General features: G+C 71.9%; 15 protein-coding genes. 10 read left to right on the top strand and 5 right to left on the bottom strand.

Features of this window, described 5'->3' with window-relative positions; all coding sequences use genetic code 11:
* Positions 1-533: 533 nt before the first annotated feature.
* Positions 534-1,352, top strand: a complete 819-nt coding sequence (locus DLJ59_RS08480; protein ID WP_124771953.1) for an inositol monophosphatase family protein — start codon at positions 534-536, stop codon at positions 1,350-1,352.
* A gap of 60 nt (positions 1,353-1,412) precedes the next feature.
* On the opposite strand, the gene DLJ59_RS08475 is transcribed toward DLJ59_RS08480, so the two are convergent.
* A complete protein-coding gene (locus DLJ59_RS08475) occupies positions 1,413-1,925 on the bottom strand; it encodes a LytR C-terminal domain-containing protein (protein WP_208648600.1) in 513 nt (170 codons plus the stop codon).
* Between the two features lie 433 nt (positions 1,926-2,358).
* Here DLJ59_RS08475 and DLJ59_RS08470 point away from each other — a divergent pair, with 433 nt between their 5' ends.
* Together DLJ59_RS08470 and DLJ59_RS08465 are read left to right on the top strand one after the other, a co-directional pair.
* A complete protein-coding gene (locus DLJ59_RS08470) occupies positions 2,359-2,655 on the top strand; it encodes a DUF4193 domain-containing protein (RefSeq protein ID WP_007075406.1) in 297 nt (98 codons plus the stop codon).
* Between the two features lie 115 nt (positions 2,656-2,770).
* Complete coding sequence (locus DLJ59_RS08465; protein WP_124771951.1) at positions 2,771-3,622, top strand: hypothetical protein; 852 nt, start codon at positions 2,771-2,773, stop codon at positions 3,620-3,622.
* Positions 3,623-3,682: 60 nt separating this feature from the next.
* On the opposite strand, the gene DLJ59_RS08460 is transcribed toward DLJ59_RS08465, so the two are convergent.
* Positions 3,683-4,210: a DUF3093 domain-containing protein gene (locus DLJ59_RS08460; protein ID WP_208648597.1), complete on the bottom strand. Its 528-nt coding sequence runs from the start codon at positions 4,208-4,210 to the stop codon at positions 3,683-3,685.
* 90 nt (positions 4,211-4,300) lie between these two features.
* On the opposite strand from DLJ59_RS08460, the gene dut reads away from it, so the two are divergent.
* The 4 genes from dut to DLJ59_RS08440 all read left to right on the top strand — a co-directional run bounded on the left by dut (position 4,301) and on the right by DLJ59_RS08440 (position 6,729).
* Positions 4,301-4,837, top strand: coding sequence for a dUTP diphosphatase (gene dut, locus DLJ59_RS08455; RefSeq protein WP_124771949.1), 537 nt, complete (start codon positions 4,301-4,303; stop codon positions 4,835-4,837).
* A 25-nt stretch (positions 4,838-4,862) separates the two neighbouring features.
* Complete coding sequence (locus DLJ59_RS08450) at positions 4,863-5,525, top strand: DUF3710 domain-containing protein (RefSeq protein WP_124771948.1); 663 nt, start codon at positions 4,863-4,865, stop codon at positions 5,523-5,525.
* 114 nt (positions 5,526-5,639) lie between these two features.
* On the top strand, positions 5,640-6,020 hold the full coding sequence (locus tag DLJ59_RS08445) for an OB-fold nucleic acid binding domain-containing protein (RefSeq protein WP_124771947.1): 381 nt from the start codon (positions 5,640-5,642) through the stop codon (positions 6,018-6,020).
* Positions 6,021-6,045: 25 nt separating this feature from the next.
* Positions 6,046-6,729, top strand: coding sequence for a DUF3159 domain-containing protein (locus DLJ59_RS08440; protein ID WP_124771946.1), 684 nt, complete (start codon positions 6,046-6,048; stop codon positions 6,727-6,729).
* Between the two features lie 40 nt (positions 6,730-6,769).
* Here the strand turns inward: DLJ59_RS08440 and DLJ59_RS08435 are convergent, their stop codons facing one another.
* On the bottom strand, positions 6,770-7,459 hold the full coding sequence (locus tag DLJ59_RS08435) for a potassium channel family protein (protein ID WP_124771945.1): 690 nt from the start codon (positions 7,457-7,459) through the stop codon (positions 6,770-6,772).
* A gap of 2 nt (positions 7,460-7,461) precedes the next feature.
* On the bottom strand, positions 7,462-8,127 hold the full coding sequence (locus DLJ59_RS08430) for a potassium channel family protein (RefSeq protein ID WP_124771944.1): 666 nt from the start codon (positions 8,125-8,127) through the stop codon (positions 7,462-7,464).
* Between the two features lie 164 nt (positions 8,128-8,291).
* Between DLJ59_RS08430 and DLJ59_RS08425 the strand changes: the two genes are divergently transcribed.
* Positions 8,292-10,397: an APC family permease gene (locus DLJ59_RS08425; RefSeq protein ID WP_124771943.1), complete on the top strand. Its 2,106-nt coding sequence runs from the start codon at positions 8,292-8,294 to the stop codon at positions 10,395-10,397.
* An 88-nt stretch (positions 10,398-10,485) separates the two neighbouring features.
* A complete protein-coding gene (locus DLJ59_RS08420) occupies positions 10,486-11,727 on the top strand; it encodes a class I SAM-dependent RNA methyltransferase (protein WP_124771981.1) in 1,242 nt (413 codons plus the stop codon).
* On the opposite strand, the gene DLJ59_RS08415 is transcribed toward DLJ59_RS08420, so the two are convergent.
* On the bottom strand, positions 11,724-13,070 hold the full coding sequence (locus tag DLJ59_RS08415) for a hypothetical protein (protein ID WP_124771942.1): 1,347 nt from the start codon (positions 13,068-13,070) through the stop codon (positions 11,724-11,726). The genes DLJ59_RS08420 and DLJ59_RS08415 overlap by 4 nt on opposite strands.
* A 452-nt stretch (positions 13,071-13,522) precedes the next feature.
* On the opposite strand from DLJ59_RS08415, the gene dxs reads away from it, so the two are divergent.
* Positions 13,523-15,469 carry a 1-deoxy-D-xylulose-5-phosphate synthase gene (gene dxs / locus DLJ59_RS08410; protein ID WP_124771941.1) on the top strand — a complete coding sequence of 649 codons (1,947 nt, stop codon included), beginning with the start codon at positions 13,523-13,525 and terminating at the stop codon, positions 15,467-15,469.
* Positions 15,470-15,530: the final 61 nt, after the last annotated feature.

Genomic DNA, 15,530 nt, shown 5'->3' with positions numbered 1-15,530 from the left:
GTGGGCAGGGGTGAATTGTAACGCCGTCTGCGGCGATCATCCTGCTCCGCACCGCGTACCGCCGGTGGGGACCGTCAGCGCGGCGGAGATATGGACTTCGCGGTAATGATAGCCGCGCATCCGGCGAAGGGTGCCGGTCGTCGAGCCCGGCGGAGCGCAGATCGTGTCCGAACTGCCATCTGAGCAGGCCGGACCAGGTTGGTGCGACGGTTTCCAGGGCGGTTGTGCGGATCACCGAGGCTGCTTGCGGTCCGGCCGGTGGCGTCCCCACCAGGTCGCGGTTGGGCAACGGTTTCGAGTTGAACACGGACGCGGCGGTAAGCACTTAAGCGACATTACCAATCTAAAGGTGCATATTGGCCTAGGTTGGCCGGTCGCGCCGCGAGCGGTGTCGGGTGCCCCTTCGTAGCGATGCCGCGGAGCAAAGATCCTGGTCTGGCATCCTCGCGCGGCGTCGGGAACGATGATCTTCGGAAGCCGGGTCGCCAGCTCCACCCATCCACCTGCACCCGGCGTGCGGAAAGAGGCGAATCATGACCAACTCGGCTACGACGCCAGCGGAGCTGCTGGCCATCGCGCTGGAGGTGGCTCGGGACGCGGCGGACACCGCGTACCGGATGCGCGCCGAGGGGGTCGTCGTCGCCGCCACCAAGAGCACCGTCACCGACGTGGTCACCGCCGCGGACCGGGCGGTCGAACGGCAGATCCTCGACGCGCTGGCCGCGCTGCGCCCCGACGACGCCGTCCTCGGCGAGGAGTACGGCGAGGGGGTCTCCAACGCGGGGCGCAGCGGGGTGCGCTGGATCGTCGACCCGATCGACGGCACGGTGAACTACCTGTACGGGCTGCCGCACTCCGCGGTCTCACTGGCCGCCGAGGTGGACGGGGTGGTGGTTGCCGGCGTCGTGCGCAACGTGAGCACCGGCGACGAGTGGACCGCCACGGCCGGCGGCGGGGCCTGGCGTGACGGTGTCCGGCTGCGCTGCTCCGGCGAGGTCGACCTGGGGCAGGCGCTGGTCGGCACCGGCTTCGGCTACGACGCCGCCCGCCGGGCGCACCAGGCGCAGGTGGTGGCCGGGCTGATCGCACACGTACGGGACATCCGCCGGCTCGGTGCCGCCGCGCTGGACCTCTGCCTGGTCGCCGAGGGGCGGCTCGACGCGTACTTCGAGAAGGGTCTTGCGGCCTGGGACCTGGCGGCGGGGGGTCTGGTGGCTGCCGAGGCGGGGGTTCGGGTCGCCGGCCTGGCCGGTCGGCCGCCGGGGCCGGACCTGGTGGTCGCGGCCCCGCCCGCGCTCTTCGCGCCGCTGCACGATCGGCTGGCCGCGCTGGACGCCTCCGGCGGTCCCTGACCGGCGGGCCAGGCCGGTGCCGGGTCGCCGGCCTGGCGTCGCGGCAGGTCGGTTACGCCGTCACTTGGCGGGTGGGGACGGGCAGGCACCCGGGGGCGCCTCCGGCGGACCCGAGTCGCCGAGTGACTGGTTGACCTCGGTCGTGGTGGCGAGCTGCTGGAAGCGGTTGCCCAGCACCACGTCCACGGTGTCGTCGGTGCGCTTCGGGTCGTAGCCCGGCACGGCGTTGTTGAGGAAGTACGCCTGGAGCAGGTGCGCGGAACCGACACCCTTCGGGCCGAACCGCAGCACCGCGACGCTGTCGACCTTCTTTTCGTTCCCGGTCTTCTTGACCTGGAACTGTCGATTGCTGAACTCGTCGGCGACGGTGTGGGCGAGGCCGGGCTGATCCGTGGCATTGAACACGTTGATCTTGACGTCCTTGCGCTCGCGCAGGGTCAGATCCGCCAGCGGCCAGCCCTCGGGGCAACCCGCCGCGATGCCCGCGTCGCTCTGGGTGTCGCGGACCACGGCGACGACGACGAAGACCAGGGCGATGACCGCCAACAGGCCGACGATGACGAGTGCTCGCACGCGCGCAAAACTCATCAGGGCACTCCCCGGACCTCAGGTGGGTGGTGGCGGCCAGGAACGATCGCTCAGGCCGCCGGCCGTCGAATACGCCGCTGAGGTTAACGGTTGTCCGGCCGTCGCGTGGAAACAGCCCGACATGCCGGCGCGCCGACCGTGAACCGGGTACTACTACCCCTATCTTCGTGTCGCCTGAATCACATTGGGAACAACTTCGCGTGCGGGGGCGTACATCTCAGCCGCAAGGGCGGTATACATGCCTCGCCCAAGGGGGGGTAAGGTTCCGCGCTCGCAGGGGAGTCGCCCCAGCGAGCTCGACCCGTTCGGTCCTCGGGTCGGGTGCCCGACACAAGTGGTGGCCGGCCAGCGGAACCGAAACAGCGTCGTCCGGCGTTACAACCGGAAGCGACAACATCGATATGGGAGAGTGAAACCGATGGCCACCGACTACGACGCCCCGCGTCGCGACGAGGTCGACCTCGGCGAGGACAGCCTGGAAGAGCTCAAGGCACGGCGCGTCGACTCACAGTCGGGCGCGGTGGATGTCGACGAGGCCGAGGTGGCCGAGAGCTTTGAGCTGCCCGGTGCCGATCTGGCCGACGAGGAGCTCACGGTCAAGGTGCTTCCGATGCAGCAGGACGAGTTCCGGTGCGCCCGCTGCTTCCTGGTCCACCACCGTAGCCAGCTGGCGGTCGAGCGCAACGGCGAGCTGATCTGCCGCGAGTGCGTCTGACAATTACGACACGGCGGCGGCCTCCTGAACGGGGCCGCCGCTGCCGGTGTAGGCATGCGGTGGCGGTGGGTACCTGCTTGACTCGTAACGGGTAGCCACAGCACCGGGAGGTCCGATGAGCGATCGAGGCGGCACCACCGATGGCGGCGCGGATGACCTCGGCTCCACCCGTGGCACGGATGACCTCGGTGCCACCCGTGGCACGGATGACCTCGGTGCCACCGTCGCGGCGTTGACCGCGGATGACATCGAGCCGGCCCGGCGCCGCCAACTGCTGACCCGGATGGTCGGGCAGGCCCGTGCGCGGGGCATCTCCGACCTGTTCAAGCCCCGCGCCGCCGTGCGGTGGATGGTCGACACCGTCGCCGAGGTCGCGCCGCACGTGCCGGTACGGAACCTGGACGCGCTGCGTCGGCACTTCCCCGGTCTGGACGACGTCGCCCTGGCCAACAGGCTCATCCGTAACGCGTCGAGGACCACCGCCGCGATCGGCGCGGCCGGCGGGGGCGTCGCCGCCGTCGAGTGGACAGTGGCCCCGACCCTGCTCTCCGCACCGGTGCTGCTCGCCGCCGAGACCGTGGCCGTGGTGGCGGTGGAGCTGAAACTGGTCGGCGAGCTGCACGAGATCCACGGTGTGTCGCTACCGGCCGGCGGCAGCCAGCGGGCGGTCGCCCTGGTGCACTCCTGGGCCACCCAGCGCGGCGTCAACCCGATGGTGCCCGGGGTGGGGGTGGGAGCGGTGCTCGGCACCGCCGCCCGCAAGGAACTTCGCGAGATGCTGCTGCGGCGTTTCGGTCGCAACCTCACCACACTCGGGCCGTTTCTGACCGGCGCGGCGGTGGCCAGCTTCCTGAACCGCCGGGCCACCCAGCAGATGGCCGAGCAGCTCCAGATTGACCTGCGTCGGCGGGGCATCGCCCGCCCCGCGCCACCGGCGGCCCTCCCGGGCCCGCCGACCGGCACCTGAGCGGGCCTCAGCCCGTCTGAGCGGGTCGTAGCCGTCTGAGCGGGCCTCAGCCCGTCCGGATCAGCGCGGCTCGCCCGCCGTGGGGTGGGAGGCCGCCAGGGCGTCCCGTGCGGTCAGCACCGCCTCGGCCAGCTCGACCGGGTGCCGGGTGCTCACCACCCAGAACGGGGTCGGGTCCGCCGGATCGTCGAGGATCACCTGCACGGCGCCGCCGATCCACGGTCGCTGCACCACGAAGGCGAGCGGGTCCGCGCCGACGCCGAGCACCTCACGTCGGCCGGCCACGTCCAGCGGCACCACGTCGGCCACGAAACGTACCGGCAGGCGGGCGTCGTCCACCCGCAACTCGGCGTCGGTCACCCCGATCCGGATCCGGCCCAGCCACCACAGCCCGGCCGCGGTCAGCGGCACCAGCACGGCGAACGGCAGCCAGGCACGGACGCCGGAGGCGCCCATCCAGATCTCGACGGCCAGCAACGCGGCGGCCACCAGCCCGGCCAGCCACAGCCACCAGGGCAGATCCAACCGCTCGGTGTACGCCGGGCGGGCGACGCCGGGCGGCTGATCGGCTGACGGAGAGGGCGACATGCTCACTCCTGCGAGGGTACGGCGCACGGCGGCTCGACGAACCGGCAGGATGGCAGGGTCACCCCGCGAACCGGACGGAAGAGGGGACCCGTGACCGACGTCGTACCCGTGCCCGTACAGCTGCTCGACCCGGAACTGCCGCTGCCCACGTACGCCCATCCCGGCGACGCCGGGGCCGACCTGGTGGCGGCCGCGGACGTGGAGCTGCCGCCCGGCGGTCGTGCCCTGGTGCCCACCGGCGTGGCCATCGCGCTGCCGGAGGGGTATGTGGGCCTGGTCCATCCCCGCTCCGGTCTGGCCGCCAGGCTCGGCGTGACGGTGCTCAACGCGCCCGGTACGGTCGACGCCGGCTACCGGGGTGAGATCTTGGTCAACCTGATCAATCATGATCGGGATGTGCCGGCGAAGATCTCCCGCGGCGACCGGATCGCGCAGCTCGTGGTCCAGCGGGTCGCGCGGGCGCGGTTCGAGCCGGTGGTCGAGCTGCCCGCGTCCCGGCGCGGGACCGGTGGGCACGGGTCCACCGGTGGGCACGCCGGGCTGGTGCCGTCGCCGACGGGCCAGGACCGGGTCGAGCGGCGGCCGAACGAGCCGGGCCGCGGGCAGACGGAAGAGGTGGCAGGGTGAGTGTGAACAGCGGAGGGCAGGCGCAGTGATCTTCTCCCGAAAGCGGGCCGACGCCGAGCGGCAGACCCGTGACGAGCGGGCCACCCAGGTCCCCGACCAGGGCGATGCGGCGCCGGCGCTGGAGCGCGGCCCGTACGACATCTCCGAGAGCTACGACGACATCCAGCGACTCGACCTGGGCAGCCTGCACATCCCGGCGATCGCCGACGTCGAGGTGCGGGTGCAGGCCGACCCGCAGGGTGTGATCCAGCAGGTGGTGCTGGTGCACGGCGACAACGCGCTCCAGTTGGGCGTCTTCGCCGCCCCCCGGTCCGAGGGGATCTGGGACGAGGTGCGCGAGGAGATCCGGCAGTCGCTGCTCCGCGACGGCGCGAGCGCGCAGGAGGTCGCCGGCGAGTACGGCCCGGAGCTGCACGCCCAGGTGCCGACCCCGGACGGCCCGACGAACCTGCGGTTCGTCGGAATCGACGGGCCGCGCTGGATGGTCCGTGGCGTGTTCCAGGGTCCGGTGGCCACCGACCCGGCCATGGCCGGGCCGCTCGTCGAGTGCCTGGACGGCCTGGTGGTCGACCGTGGGCAGGAGGCGAAGCCGGTCCGCGAGCCGCTGCCGCTGCGGTTGCCCCGGGAGGTCGCCGATCAGGCCGGGGCCGAGGCGGACGACGCCGCCGCCGCACCGCGTCAGGTCTGATCCGCGCGCACCGGCCCGCCGGAACCAGCCCTGTCGGCGTACGCTGGCGGCACGGTTCCGGCGCCGCCGGGGCCGGCCGGGGACGGCGAGCGTGGAGAGGGTGACGCGGAGGTCATGACGACCGACGAGAGCAGGGTGTCGCTGCGGCGCATCCTGCAGAGGTTCACCGCCAGCGAGGCCGAGATCGACGCGCAGGAGCTGCGCCGGGAGAGCGCCGAGTGCGGCGGGGTCCCCGCCCAGCAGTGCTCCCGGGGTCAACTGGTCTCGGTCGCCGGTCGGCTGCGCACGGTGGTCTACACACCGCGCACGAATCTGCCCACCCTTGAGGCTGACCTGTACGACGGCAGTGACGTGGTCACCCTCGTCTGGCTGGGTCGACGGCACATCGCCGGGATCGAGCCGGGCCGGCACCTGACCGCCCGTGGCCGGGTGGCGGTGCGCGACGACCGCAAGGTCATCTACAACCCCTACTACGAGCTGGACTCGCCCAAGTGACGGCACTGCGGACGGAAGGCCGGCGATGACGACGGGACAGGACCGGGCGGCACAGCCCGAGACGGGCCCTCAGGACGAGGAGCAACTGCCGACGATCGCCGAGCAGATGGCCGACCAGCTCGGCGGCTGGCGCGGGCTGGTTGAGTCCAGCATCCCGGTCGTGGTCTTCGTCCTCGCCAACATCATCGGCGAGCTGCGGCCGGCGGTGATCGCCTCGGTCTCCGTCGCGGTGCTGATCGCCGGCGTGCGGTTGGCACAACGCCGGCCGATCCGGCACGCCGTCAACGGGCTCTTCGGCGTCGGTGTCGGCGCGGCCATCGCGTGGCGCACCGGCAACGAGCGTGACTTCTACCTCCCCGGCATCCTCTACGGCATCGGGTACGGCGTCGCCCTGCTGATCTCGGCCGCGATCCGGCAGCCGCTGGTGGGCTGGATCTGGTCGGTGTTGGTCGCCAAGGGCCGTTCGGAGTGGCGCTCCGACCCGAAGCTGGTCCGCACCTTCACCCAGCTGACCGTGCTCTGGGGTGTGGTGTGGCTGGCCAAGGTGGGCGTGCAGGCGGGGCTCTACCTGGCCCACCAGGACACCGCGCTGGGCGTGGCCCGGCTGGCGTTGGGCTACCCGCCGTACGCGCTGCTGTTGCTGATCACGGTCTGGACGGTGCGCCGGGTCACCCGGGAGTCGTCGCCGGCCCCGCTGCCCAGCGCCTGAGCGAGGCCGAGCCACCCGGACGCTCGGCGCGCCCCTCGGGTCAGCGTGAGCCGCGGGTCCGTTCGACGCTGTCCGGCCCGAGGATCACCGCGCGGACCTCGTCCTCCACCTCGGCGGTGCAGACGAAGATCAGCTCGTCGCCGGCCTCGATCGGGTCGTCCGGGCTCGGCACCAGGACCCGCTTGCCGCGCAGGATCGCCACCAGGGCGGAGTCACGGGGCAGCGGCACGGCGTGGATCGGTTGACCGACATAGGGGGCGGTCGGCGGCAGGGTGATCTCGACCAGGTTCGCCTCGCCCTGCCGGAAGGTCATCAGCCGGACCAGGTCGCCGACGGTGACCGCCTCTTCGACGAGCGCGGCCATCACCCGCGGCTTGCTCACCGCGACGTCCACGCCCCACTGTTCGGTGAAGAGCCACTCGTTCTCGGCCCGGTTGACCCGGGCGACCACCCGGGGCACCGCGAACTCGGTCTTGGCCAGCAGCGACAGCACCAGGTTGGTCTTGTCGTCGCCGGTCGCCGCGACCACGACGTCGCAACCGGCGACGTCGGCCTCCTCCAGGCTGGTCAGCTCGCACGCGTCGGCCAGCACCCACTCGGCGGCGGGCACCCGGTCCGGGCGCAGCATCTTGGGTTGGCGCTCGATCAGCATCACCTGGTGGCCGTTGTCGATCAGCTCCTGGGCGATCGAGCGGCCCACGTTGCCCGCGCCCGCGATGGCGACTCGCATGGTCAGTGCCCTCCTTCCGGCGCCGTTGCCGCCACCGACGTGACCGTCGCCACGATGTCGTCGCTGACCAGCATGAACACCTGGTCACCCTCCTGCAGGACGGTGGAGCCGGTGGGAAGCGTGCCGATGCCGAAGCGGATCAGGTAGGCGACCCGGGCTCCGGACGCGTCCTCCAGCGTCCGCACCGGTCGGCCGATCCAGTCCTTGTGTACGGGCACCTCGACGATCGACACGGTGCTCGTGGGGTCGCGGAAGATCTCCACGTTGCCCTCCGGCACCAGGTGTCGCAGCATCCGGTCCGCCGTCCACCGCACGGTCGCCACGGTGGGGATGCCCAGCCGCTCGTAGACCTGCGCACGGCGCTGGTCGTAGATGCGGGCCGCGACCCGGGACACGCCGAACGTCTCGCGGGCCAACCGGGCCGAGATGATGTTGGAGTTGTCGCCGCTCGACACCGCCGCGAAGGCGTCCGCGCGTTCGATGCCGGCCTGCCGGAGCACCTCGCCGTCGAAACCGGCCCCGGTCACCGTGATCCCGGCGAAGTCGGGACCGAGCCGGCGGAAGGCGTCGGCGTCCTGGTCGATCACCGACACCGAGTGCCCTCGGGACTCCAGGCTGTGGGCGAGGGTCGACCCGACCCGACCACACCCCATGATCACGACGTGCACGCTGTCCCTCCCAAGGTGCGCACCACTCCCGATGCCGGTGGCCTTCCGAGTGCGAGCCTGCCACGTCCCGACCGCGAGCGGGGACCGACCGTACCCCGCCGTCTCAAGCAGCGACGATCGCCCACCCCCGCGCCCCCGCCGCAGTGGTCGTACCCTTGGCGTTCGTGGCCAGTCCCACCTCGCTGCTGAAGCGGCTTCTGCTCGGTCGACCGTTCCGGTCCGACCGGCTGCAGCACACCCTCCTGCCGAAGCGCATCGCGCTGCCCGTGTTCGCCTCCGACGCGCTGTCCAGCGTCGCGTACGCGCCCGACGAGATCCTGCTGACCCTCTCCATCGCCGGTGCCTCCGCGTACTTCTTCTCGCCGTGGATCGCCCTGGCCGTGGTCGTGGTCATGCTCACGGTGGTGGCCAGCTATCGGCAGAACGTGCACGCCTACCCGTCCGGTGGCGGCGACTACGAGGTGGCCACCGTCAACCTGGGCCCGAAGTTCGGCGTCGGGGTGGCCAGCGCGTTGCTGGTCGACTACGTGCTCACGGTGGCGGTGTCGGTCTCCTCCGGGGTGGCCAACCTGGGCTCGGTGGTGCCGTTCGTGGCCACCCACAAGGTCCTGATCGCGGTGAGCGCGGTGGTCCTGCTGAGCGCTGTCAACCTGCGCGGTCTGCGCGAGTCGGGCACCGCGTTCGCCATCCCCACCTACGGCTTCGTCATCGTGATGGGCGGGATGCTGCTCACCGGGCTGTTCCGGGTGTTCGTGCTGGGTGACGAGCTCCGCGCGCCCAGCGCCGACCTGGTCATCCAGGCCGAGCACAGCGTGACCGGTTTCGCGCTCATCTTCCTGCTGCTGCGGACGTTCAGCTCGGGCGCCGCCGCGCTCACCGGGGTGGAGGCGATCTCCAACGGGGTGCCGGCGTTCAAGGCGCCGAAGAGCCGCAACGCCGCCACCACCCTGCTGCTGCTCGGCAGCATCTCGGTGAGCATGCTGGTCGGGATCATCTGGCTGGCCCGGCTGACCCACCTGCAGTTCGTCGAGGATCCGAGCCTCCAGATCGTCGCCGGCCCAGAGGGGTACGTGCAGAAGACGGTCACCACCCAGCTCGGCGAGACGGTCTTCGGCTCCGGGTCGATCCTGCTCTACGTGGTGGCCGGGATGACCGCCCTCATCCTGTTCCTGGCCGCGAACACCGCGTTCAACGGCTTCCCGGTGCTCGGCTCGATCCTCGCCCAGGACCGCTACCTGCCCCGGCAGTTCCACACCCGGGGCGACCGGCTGGCCTTCTCCAACGGCATCGTCTTCCTCGCCCTCTTCGCGATCGTGCTGATCGTCGGTTTCCAGGCCGAGGTGACCCGACTCATCCAGCTCTACATCGTCGGCGTCTTCGTCTCGTTCACCGTCTCCCAGGCCGGCATGATCCGGCACTGGAACCGGCACCTGCGTACCGAGCGGGACCCGGAGGCGCGCCGCCGGATGCACCGGTCCCGGGCCATCAACACGTTCGGCGCGGGCCTGACGGGCGCGGTGTTGGTGATCGTCCTGATCACCAAGTTCCTGCTCGGCGCGTGGATCGCGATCGCCGCGATGGCGGTGATCTACGTGTTGATGCTGGCCATCCGCCGGCACTACGACCGGATCGCCGTGGAGCTGACCCCGCCGGACGAAGGCCGGGCTGTGCTGCCCGCCCGCAACCACGCGATCGTGCTGGTCAGCAAGCTGCACCAGCCGACGCTGCGGGCCATCGCCTACGCCCGCGCCACCCGCCCCGACACGTTGACCGCGGTCACGGTCAACGTGGATGAGACGGACACCCGGGAGCTGCAGGCCGAATGGGAGCGCCGGGAGATGGCCATTCCGCTCACCGTGATCGACTCGCCGTACCGGGAGATCACCCGTCCGATCCTGGACTTCGTCGCCTCCACCCGCCGCAAGTCGCCCCGGGACGTGGTCACCGTGTTCATTCCCGAGTACGTGGTCGGGCGGTGGTGGGAGAACCTGCTGCACAACCAGAGCGCCCTGCGCCTCAAGGGCCGGCTGCTCTTCGAACCGGGGGTGATGGTGGTCAGCGTGCCGTGGCAGCTCGCGTCGACAGCGAGCAAGAACCTGGACCGGCTGGACGCCACGCTGTCCCGGACCCCGGCGCGGGGGCCGCGGCGCACCGTGCCGCCGCTGGTCTCAGCGCCACCGGCGGGCTCAGCCGCACCGGTGGTCTCCGCGCCGTCCGGCGAGGGTGAGCAGTCAGGAAGCAGCGGGACGAGGGAGAACACCAGTGACTGAGCCGGGCGGTCCGCGGACCGCGACACCTCGGACGCCGACGTCGTCCACCTCGGCGGCCTCGTCCGCATCGCCGGCCTTCGAGCGGGGCCTGGCCGAGGCGGACCGGGTCGAGCTGACCGTCGACGCGGTCGCCCCCGGCGGGCACTGTGTCGCCCGGGTGGACGGGCAGGTGCTCTTCGTCCGGCACGCGCTGCCGGGTGAACGGGTCATCGCCGAGGTCACCGAGGTGCACAAGGGGTTCGTCCGGGCCGACGCGGTGACCGTGCTGGAGCCCTCACCGGACCGGGTCGAGCCGCCCTGCCCGTACGCGAAGCCGGGCGCCTGCGGTGGCTGCGACCTGCAACACGTGGCCCCCGCCGCGCAGCTGGCCTGGAAGACCGCCGTGGTGCGCGAGCAGCTGACCCGGCTCGGTGGGCTCACCGACGCCGAACTCGACGGGCTCGGCGTCCGGGTCGAGGCGCTGCCCGGCGGGCTGCTGGGTTGGCGCTCGCGGGTCCGCTACGCGGTCGACGCCGCGGACCGGGCCGGTCTGCTCAAGCACCGCTCCCACGAGGTGGTGCCGATCGACCGCTGCCGGATCGCGCACCCGGCCATCCAGCAACTGCCGGTGCTCACCCCCTCCGGCGCGCGCTGGCCGGCTGCCGAGGCGGTGGAGACCGTCGCCAGCACCGGCGGGGACGTGACCGTCACTGAGCTCCGCGACGGGGTGCCCACCCCGGTCAGTGGCCCGACCGAGGTCCGCGAGGTCGCCGCCGGACGAGACTGGACGCTGCCCGCGTCCGCGTTCTGGCAGGTGCACCCGGCGGCGACCGACACGCTGTCCACGGCCGTGCTGGAGTTGCTCGACCCGCAGCCGGGCGAGGTGGCCTGGGACCTCTACGGCGGCGCTGGGCTGTTCGCCGCCGGGCTGGCCACCCGGGTCGGCTCGACCGGCCGGGTGACGCTGGTGGAGGCCGCAGCGCAGGGTGTCGCTGCCGCCCGGCAGAACCTGGCCGACCTGCCCCGCGTCGAGGTGGTCTCGGCCCGGGTGGAGACCGCGCTGGCCCGTCGACGGATCACCGGCCCGGTCGACGTGGTGGTGCTCGACCCGCCGCGCACCGGGGCCGGCGCCCCGGTGGTCCGCGCGTTGGCCGCCGCCAGCCCACGGGCGATCGCGTACGTGGCCTGCGACCCGGCCGCGTTCGCCCGGGACGTGCGCACCTTCGCCGAGCTCGGGTGGCGGCTGGCGGCGCTGCGTGGTTTCGACCTATTCCCGATGACTCAGCACGTCGAGCTGGTGGCGTTGCTGGTCCCGGGTTCGTCCGAGCCTGAGACCAGCGACATCACCTAGGGCCGTCTGCCCGCTCCCACCAGTCTCGGGGCGACCGCCGGCGGGACGCGGTGGCGCCCCTCGCCGGGCCGCTGCCACCAGGTGGTGGCAGCGGCGGGCCGGGCGACGACGAGCAGGAGCCCGAGCAGCAGCCACACGATCGTCGCGCACCGGTTGGCGGTGATCGCGGGCAGCCCGAACGACGCCCCGACGACGGCCAGGACCAGACCACCGGCCAGCACCGACTCGGGGCGGGCACTGCGTCCGTGCAGCCAGCCGACGAACAGGGCGGCCAGGAGCGCTGTGTGCAGGACGACGCCGATCACACCTGCGATCACGAGGGCTTCCACCCAGCCGTTGTCGTAGGGCAGTTGCAACCCGCGTACACCCGCGCCCGTCATCGGTGAAATGTCGAATGCTGCCCCCACCACCTCATTGAGCGATGAGTGTTCGCCGAAACGGCCGGCCGTGTAGAGGGTGACCTGGTCGCCCTGGCCGGCGCCGGGCAGTAGCCGCAGGAGAAAGTCCCGGCCGTCCCACCGCTCCAGCACGTCGAGCTGGGTCAGGAGGCCCACCGAGACGGCGGTGAGGGCGAGCGACCACATGCGGCGCCGCCGGCCGGGCACCAACAGGATCTGCGCGAGCGCGATCGGCGCGCCCACCAGCAGGAAGATCTTCGACACCGACAGGGTGCCGCCGATGGTCAGCGCCGCCACCGACACGGTGAACTTCGGAATATGGTCCCGGTACAGGTAGATGGCGGCGAGGAGCGCGACCGAGTACAACAGGCCAGCCTCGGCGGGCTGGTTGAAGATCCCGGAATAGCGGCCCATTCGTTCGGCCCGGTCCGCGACGCTCTCCCCCTCACCGAACAGCCGGAAGAGGGCGAGCACGGTGGTGGAGTTGCTGCTGATCGAGTAGATCGCCACGACCGTGTTGGCGGCCATCGCCCACACCGTCACGATGCACACGGAGCGCAGCAGGGCGGCCGGGTTCGCCCCGGAGCCGACCAGCATCGCCAGGACGAGGACGACCGCCAGGGGCAGGAGCAGGCTGTCGTAGCCGCCCGTCAGGCTGCCCACCGAATGAAGGGTGGGGTTCAGCGGTGGGAAGACGACGCCGATGGTGGCCACCCCGACCACGGCGAGATGCAGCGCGACCACGACGCCGCCCGCGGTGGTGAGACTGACGCGCGACCACAGACCCAGCGCGCAGAGCAGCACGGCGGCGCCATAGACCGCCACCTGCTCGGTCCGGATCCCGCCAGCCAGGTACGGGCCGAACACCGACATCGTGATCAGCACGACGGCGGCGCGGCCCCACCTCGTCGCCGTGCCCGACCCGGCGGTGTCAACATGAGTCACGTCAGGCAAACGAGCCACCGCAGAGGGCGACACCTCGGTCGGTGACGGTTCCTCCGATCGTGGCAGGCAGCGCGGCGGCTCGCTCCGTGCGAGCGGGGCGCGCCACCGCCGCCAACCGGACATGGTCGGGCTGCTGGCCCCCGGGCCGTAGGCCATCGGCTGACAGCGCTCCGCGATCGCCGACTCCTCGGGTCCGAGTAGTTCCTGTGCCACCGGACGTCCTCCTGCATGGTCAGGAAGCCGAACCAGGCGCGCCGCTCACGATCGTTCAGCCGTTCAGCCGTTCAGCCGTTCAGCCGTCCTCGCTCCGTACGGGTGCCGGCGTACGGCGGTGGCCCGACCGACCGGCCGGCTGCGGATCCGCCTCTGACCGGGGGCTCAGCTGGAGGGTGCGGGTGTGCCCGGCTCGGGCCGAGCTGCGGAGTGCCGGGCGGCCGATAGACTCTCCGGTCATGAGTGTTGAAGAGGACACGGCCAACCACGGCCGGCTGCTGGGGACGGTTCGCGGTCCGCAGGACGTCAAGCGGATGTCCGGCGAGGAGCTGGACGTCCTCGCCGCCGAGATCCGGGACTTCCTGATCACCAAGGTGTCCCGTACCGGCGGGCACGTCGGGCCCAACCTCGGTGTGGTCGAGCTGACGCTCGCCATGCATCGCGTCTTCGACTCCCCCCGGGACCGGCTCCTGTTCGACACCGGCCACCAGGCGTACGTACACAAGATCATTACCGGGCGTCAGGCCGGCTTCGACAAGCTCCGCCAGCGCGGTGGCCTCTCCGGCTACCCCAGCCAGGCCGAGAGCGAGCACGACCTCATCGAGAACTCGCACGCTTCCACCGCGCTGTCCTACGCCGATGGCCTCGCCAAGGCGTACGCCCTGCGGGGTGAGGCGCGCAGCGTCGTGGCCGTGGTCGGCGACGGCGCGCTGACCGGCGGCATGTGCTGGGAGGCGCTGAACAACATCGCCACCGCCGGCAACTCGCTGGTCATCGTGGTCAACGACAACGGCCGGTCGTACTCGCCCACCATCGGCGGGCTGGCCGACCACCTCTCCTCGCTGCGCCTCAACCCCGGCTACGAGAAGGTCCTCGACACCGTCAAGGACGCCCTCGGCTCCACCCCACTGGTCGGCAAGCCCATGTACGAGGTGCTGCACGCCGTCAAGAAGGGCATCAAGGACGCGGTCGCCCCGCAGGCCATGTTCGAGGATCTCGGCATCAAGTACGTGGGCCCGGTGGACGGGCACGACGTGGCGGCGGTCGAGGCGGCCCTGCGCGCGGCGAAGAACTTCGGCGGCCCGGTGATCGTGCACGCGGTCACCCGCAAGGGCTACGGCTACCGCCCCGCCGAGGAGGACGAGGCGGACTGCCTGCACGGCCCCGGCGGCGCCTTCGACGTGGAGACCGGCGCGCTGCTGGCCGCCCCGGCGGTGAAGTGGACCCACGTGTTCGCCGACGAGCTGCTGGCCATCGCCGACGAGCGCCCGGACGTGGTGGGCATCACCGCCGCGATGGCCGAGCCGACCGGCATCGCCAAGCTGGCCCGCAAATACCCCGAGCGGGTGTACGACGTGGGCATCGCCGAGCAGCACGCCGCCACCTCGGCGGCCGGGTTGGCGCTCGGCGGTCTGCACCCGGTGGTCGCCGTCTACGCCACCTTCCTCAACCGCGCCTTCGACCAGGTCCTGCTGGACGTGGCGATGCACAAGCTGCCGGTGACCTTCGTGCTGGACCGGGCGGGCATCACCGGCCCGGACGGGCCGAGCCACTACGGCATCTGGGACATGTCGGTCTTCGGGGTGGTGCCGGGGCTGCGGATCGCCGCTCCCCGCGACGCCGCCACCCTGCGCGAGGAGTTGCGCGAGGCGATGGCCGTCGACGACGGCCCCACCGTGGTGCGGTTCCCGACCGGGGCGGTCGCCGCGGACCTGCCGGCGCTGCGCCGGGTCGGCCCGGTCGACGTGCTGGCCGAGTCCGCCCGTACCGACGTGCTGCTCGTCGCCGTCGGTTCCTTCGGCCAGCTGGGCATGGAGGTGGCCGCCCGGGTCGCCGAGCAGGGCTACGGGGTCACTGTCGTCGACCCCCGCTGGGTACGTCCGGTCCCGGCGGAACTGGTCGAGCTGGCCGCCCGCCACCGGCTGGTGGTCAGCGTCGAGGACGGCGTCCGGGTCGGCGGGGTGGGCGACGCGCTCGCCCAGGCGATGCGGGACGCCGACGTTCGGGTGCCGCTCAAGGACCTGGGTGTGCCGGCCGACTGGCACCCGCACGGCACCCGCGCGCAGATCCTCGCCGACCTTGGTCTGACCGCCCAGGATGTGGCCCGCAACGTCACCGGTTGGATCTCCAGCCTGGACGCCACCCCGGACCGCCTCACCCCCAGCGACGCGGCCGCGCAGAACTGACAACAACGAACGACGGCGGGTGTCCCGAGGGACACCCGCCGTCGTCGTCCCATCCCAACCC

This window comes from Micromonospora inaquosa (assembly GCF_003857055.1).
In the GTDB taxonomy this organism is placed as follows: domain Bacteria; phylum Actinomycetota; class Actinomycetes; order Mycobacteriales; family Micromonosporaceae; genus Micromonospora; species Micromonospora inaquosa.
This window is presented reverse-complemented; position numbering and strand designations above follow the sequence as displayed.

What these genes read in the sequence shown, in the direction of transcription:
- dxs (WP_124771941.1), top strand. Translation starts at nt 13,523, where the DNA reads ATGAGTGTTGAAGAGGACACGGCCAACCACGGCCGGCTGCTGGGGACG.
- DLJ59_RS08470 (WP_007075406.1), top strand. Translation starts at nt 2,359, where the DNA reads ATGGCCACCGACTACGACGCCCCGCGTCGCGACGAGGTCGACCTCGGC.
- DLJ59_RS08440 (WP_124771946.1), top strand. Translation starts at nt 6,046, where the DNA reads ATGACGACGGGACAGGACCGGGCGGCACAGCCCGAGACGGGCCCTCAG.
- DLJ59_RS08445 (WP_124771947.1), top strand. Translation starts at nt 5,640, where the DNA reads ATGACGACCGACGAGAGCAGGGTGTCGCTGCGGCGCATCCTGCAGAGG.
- DLJ59_RS08480 (WP_124771953.1), top strand. Translation starts at nt 534, where the DNA reads ATGACCAACTCGGCTACGACGCCAGCGGAGCTGCTGGCCATCGCGCTG.
- DLJ59_RS08435 (WP_124771945.1), bottom strand. Translation starts at nt 7,459, where the DNA reads ATGCGAGTCGCCATCGCGGGCGCGGGCAACGTGGGCCGCTCGATCGCC.
- DLJ59_RS08460 (WP_208648597.1), bottom strand. Translation starts at nt 4,210, where the DNA reads ATGTCGCCCTCTCCGTCAGCCGATCAGCCGCCCGGCGTCGCCCGCCCG.
- DLJ59_RS08465 (WP_124771951.1), top strand. Translation starts at nt 2,771, where the DNA reads ATGAGCGATCGAGGCGGCACCACCGATGGCGGCGCGGATGACCTCGGC.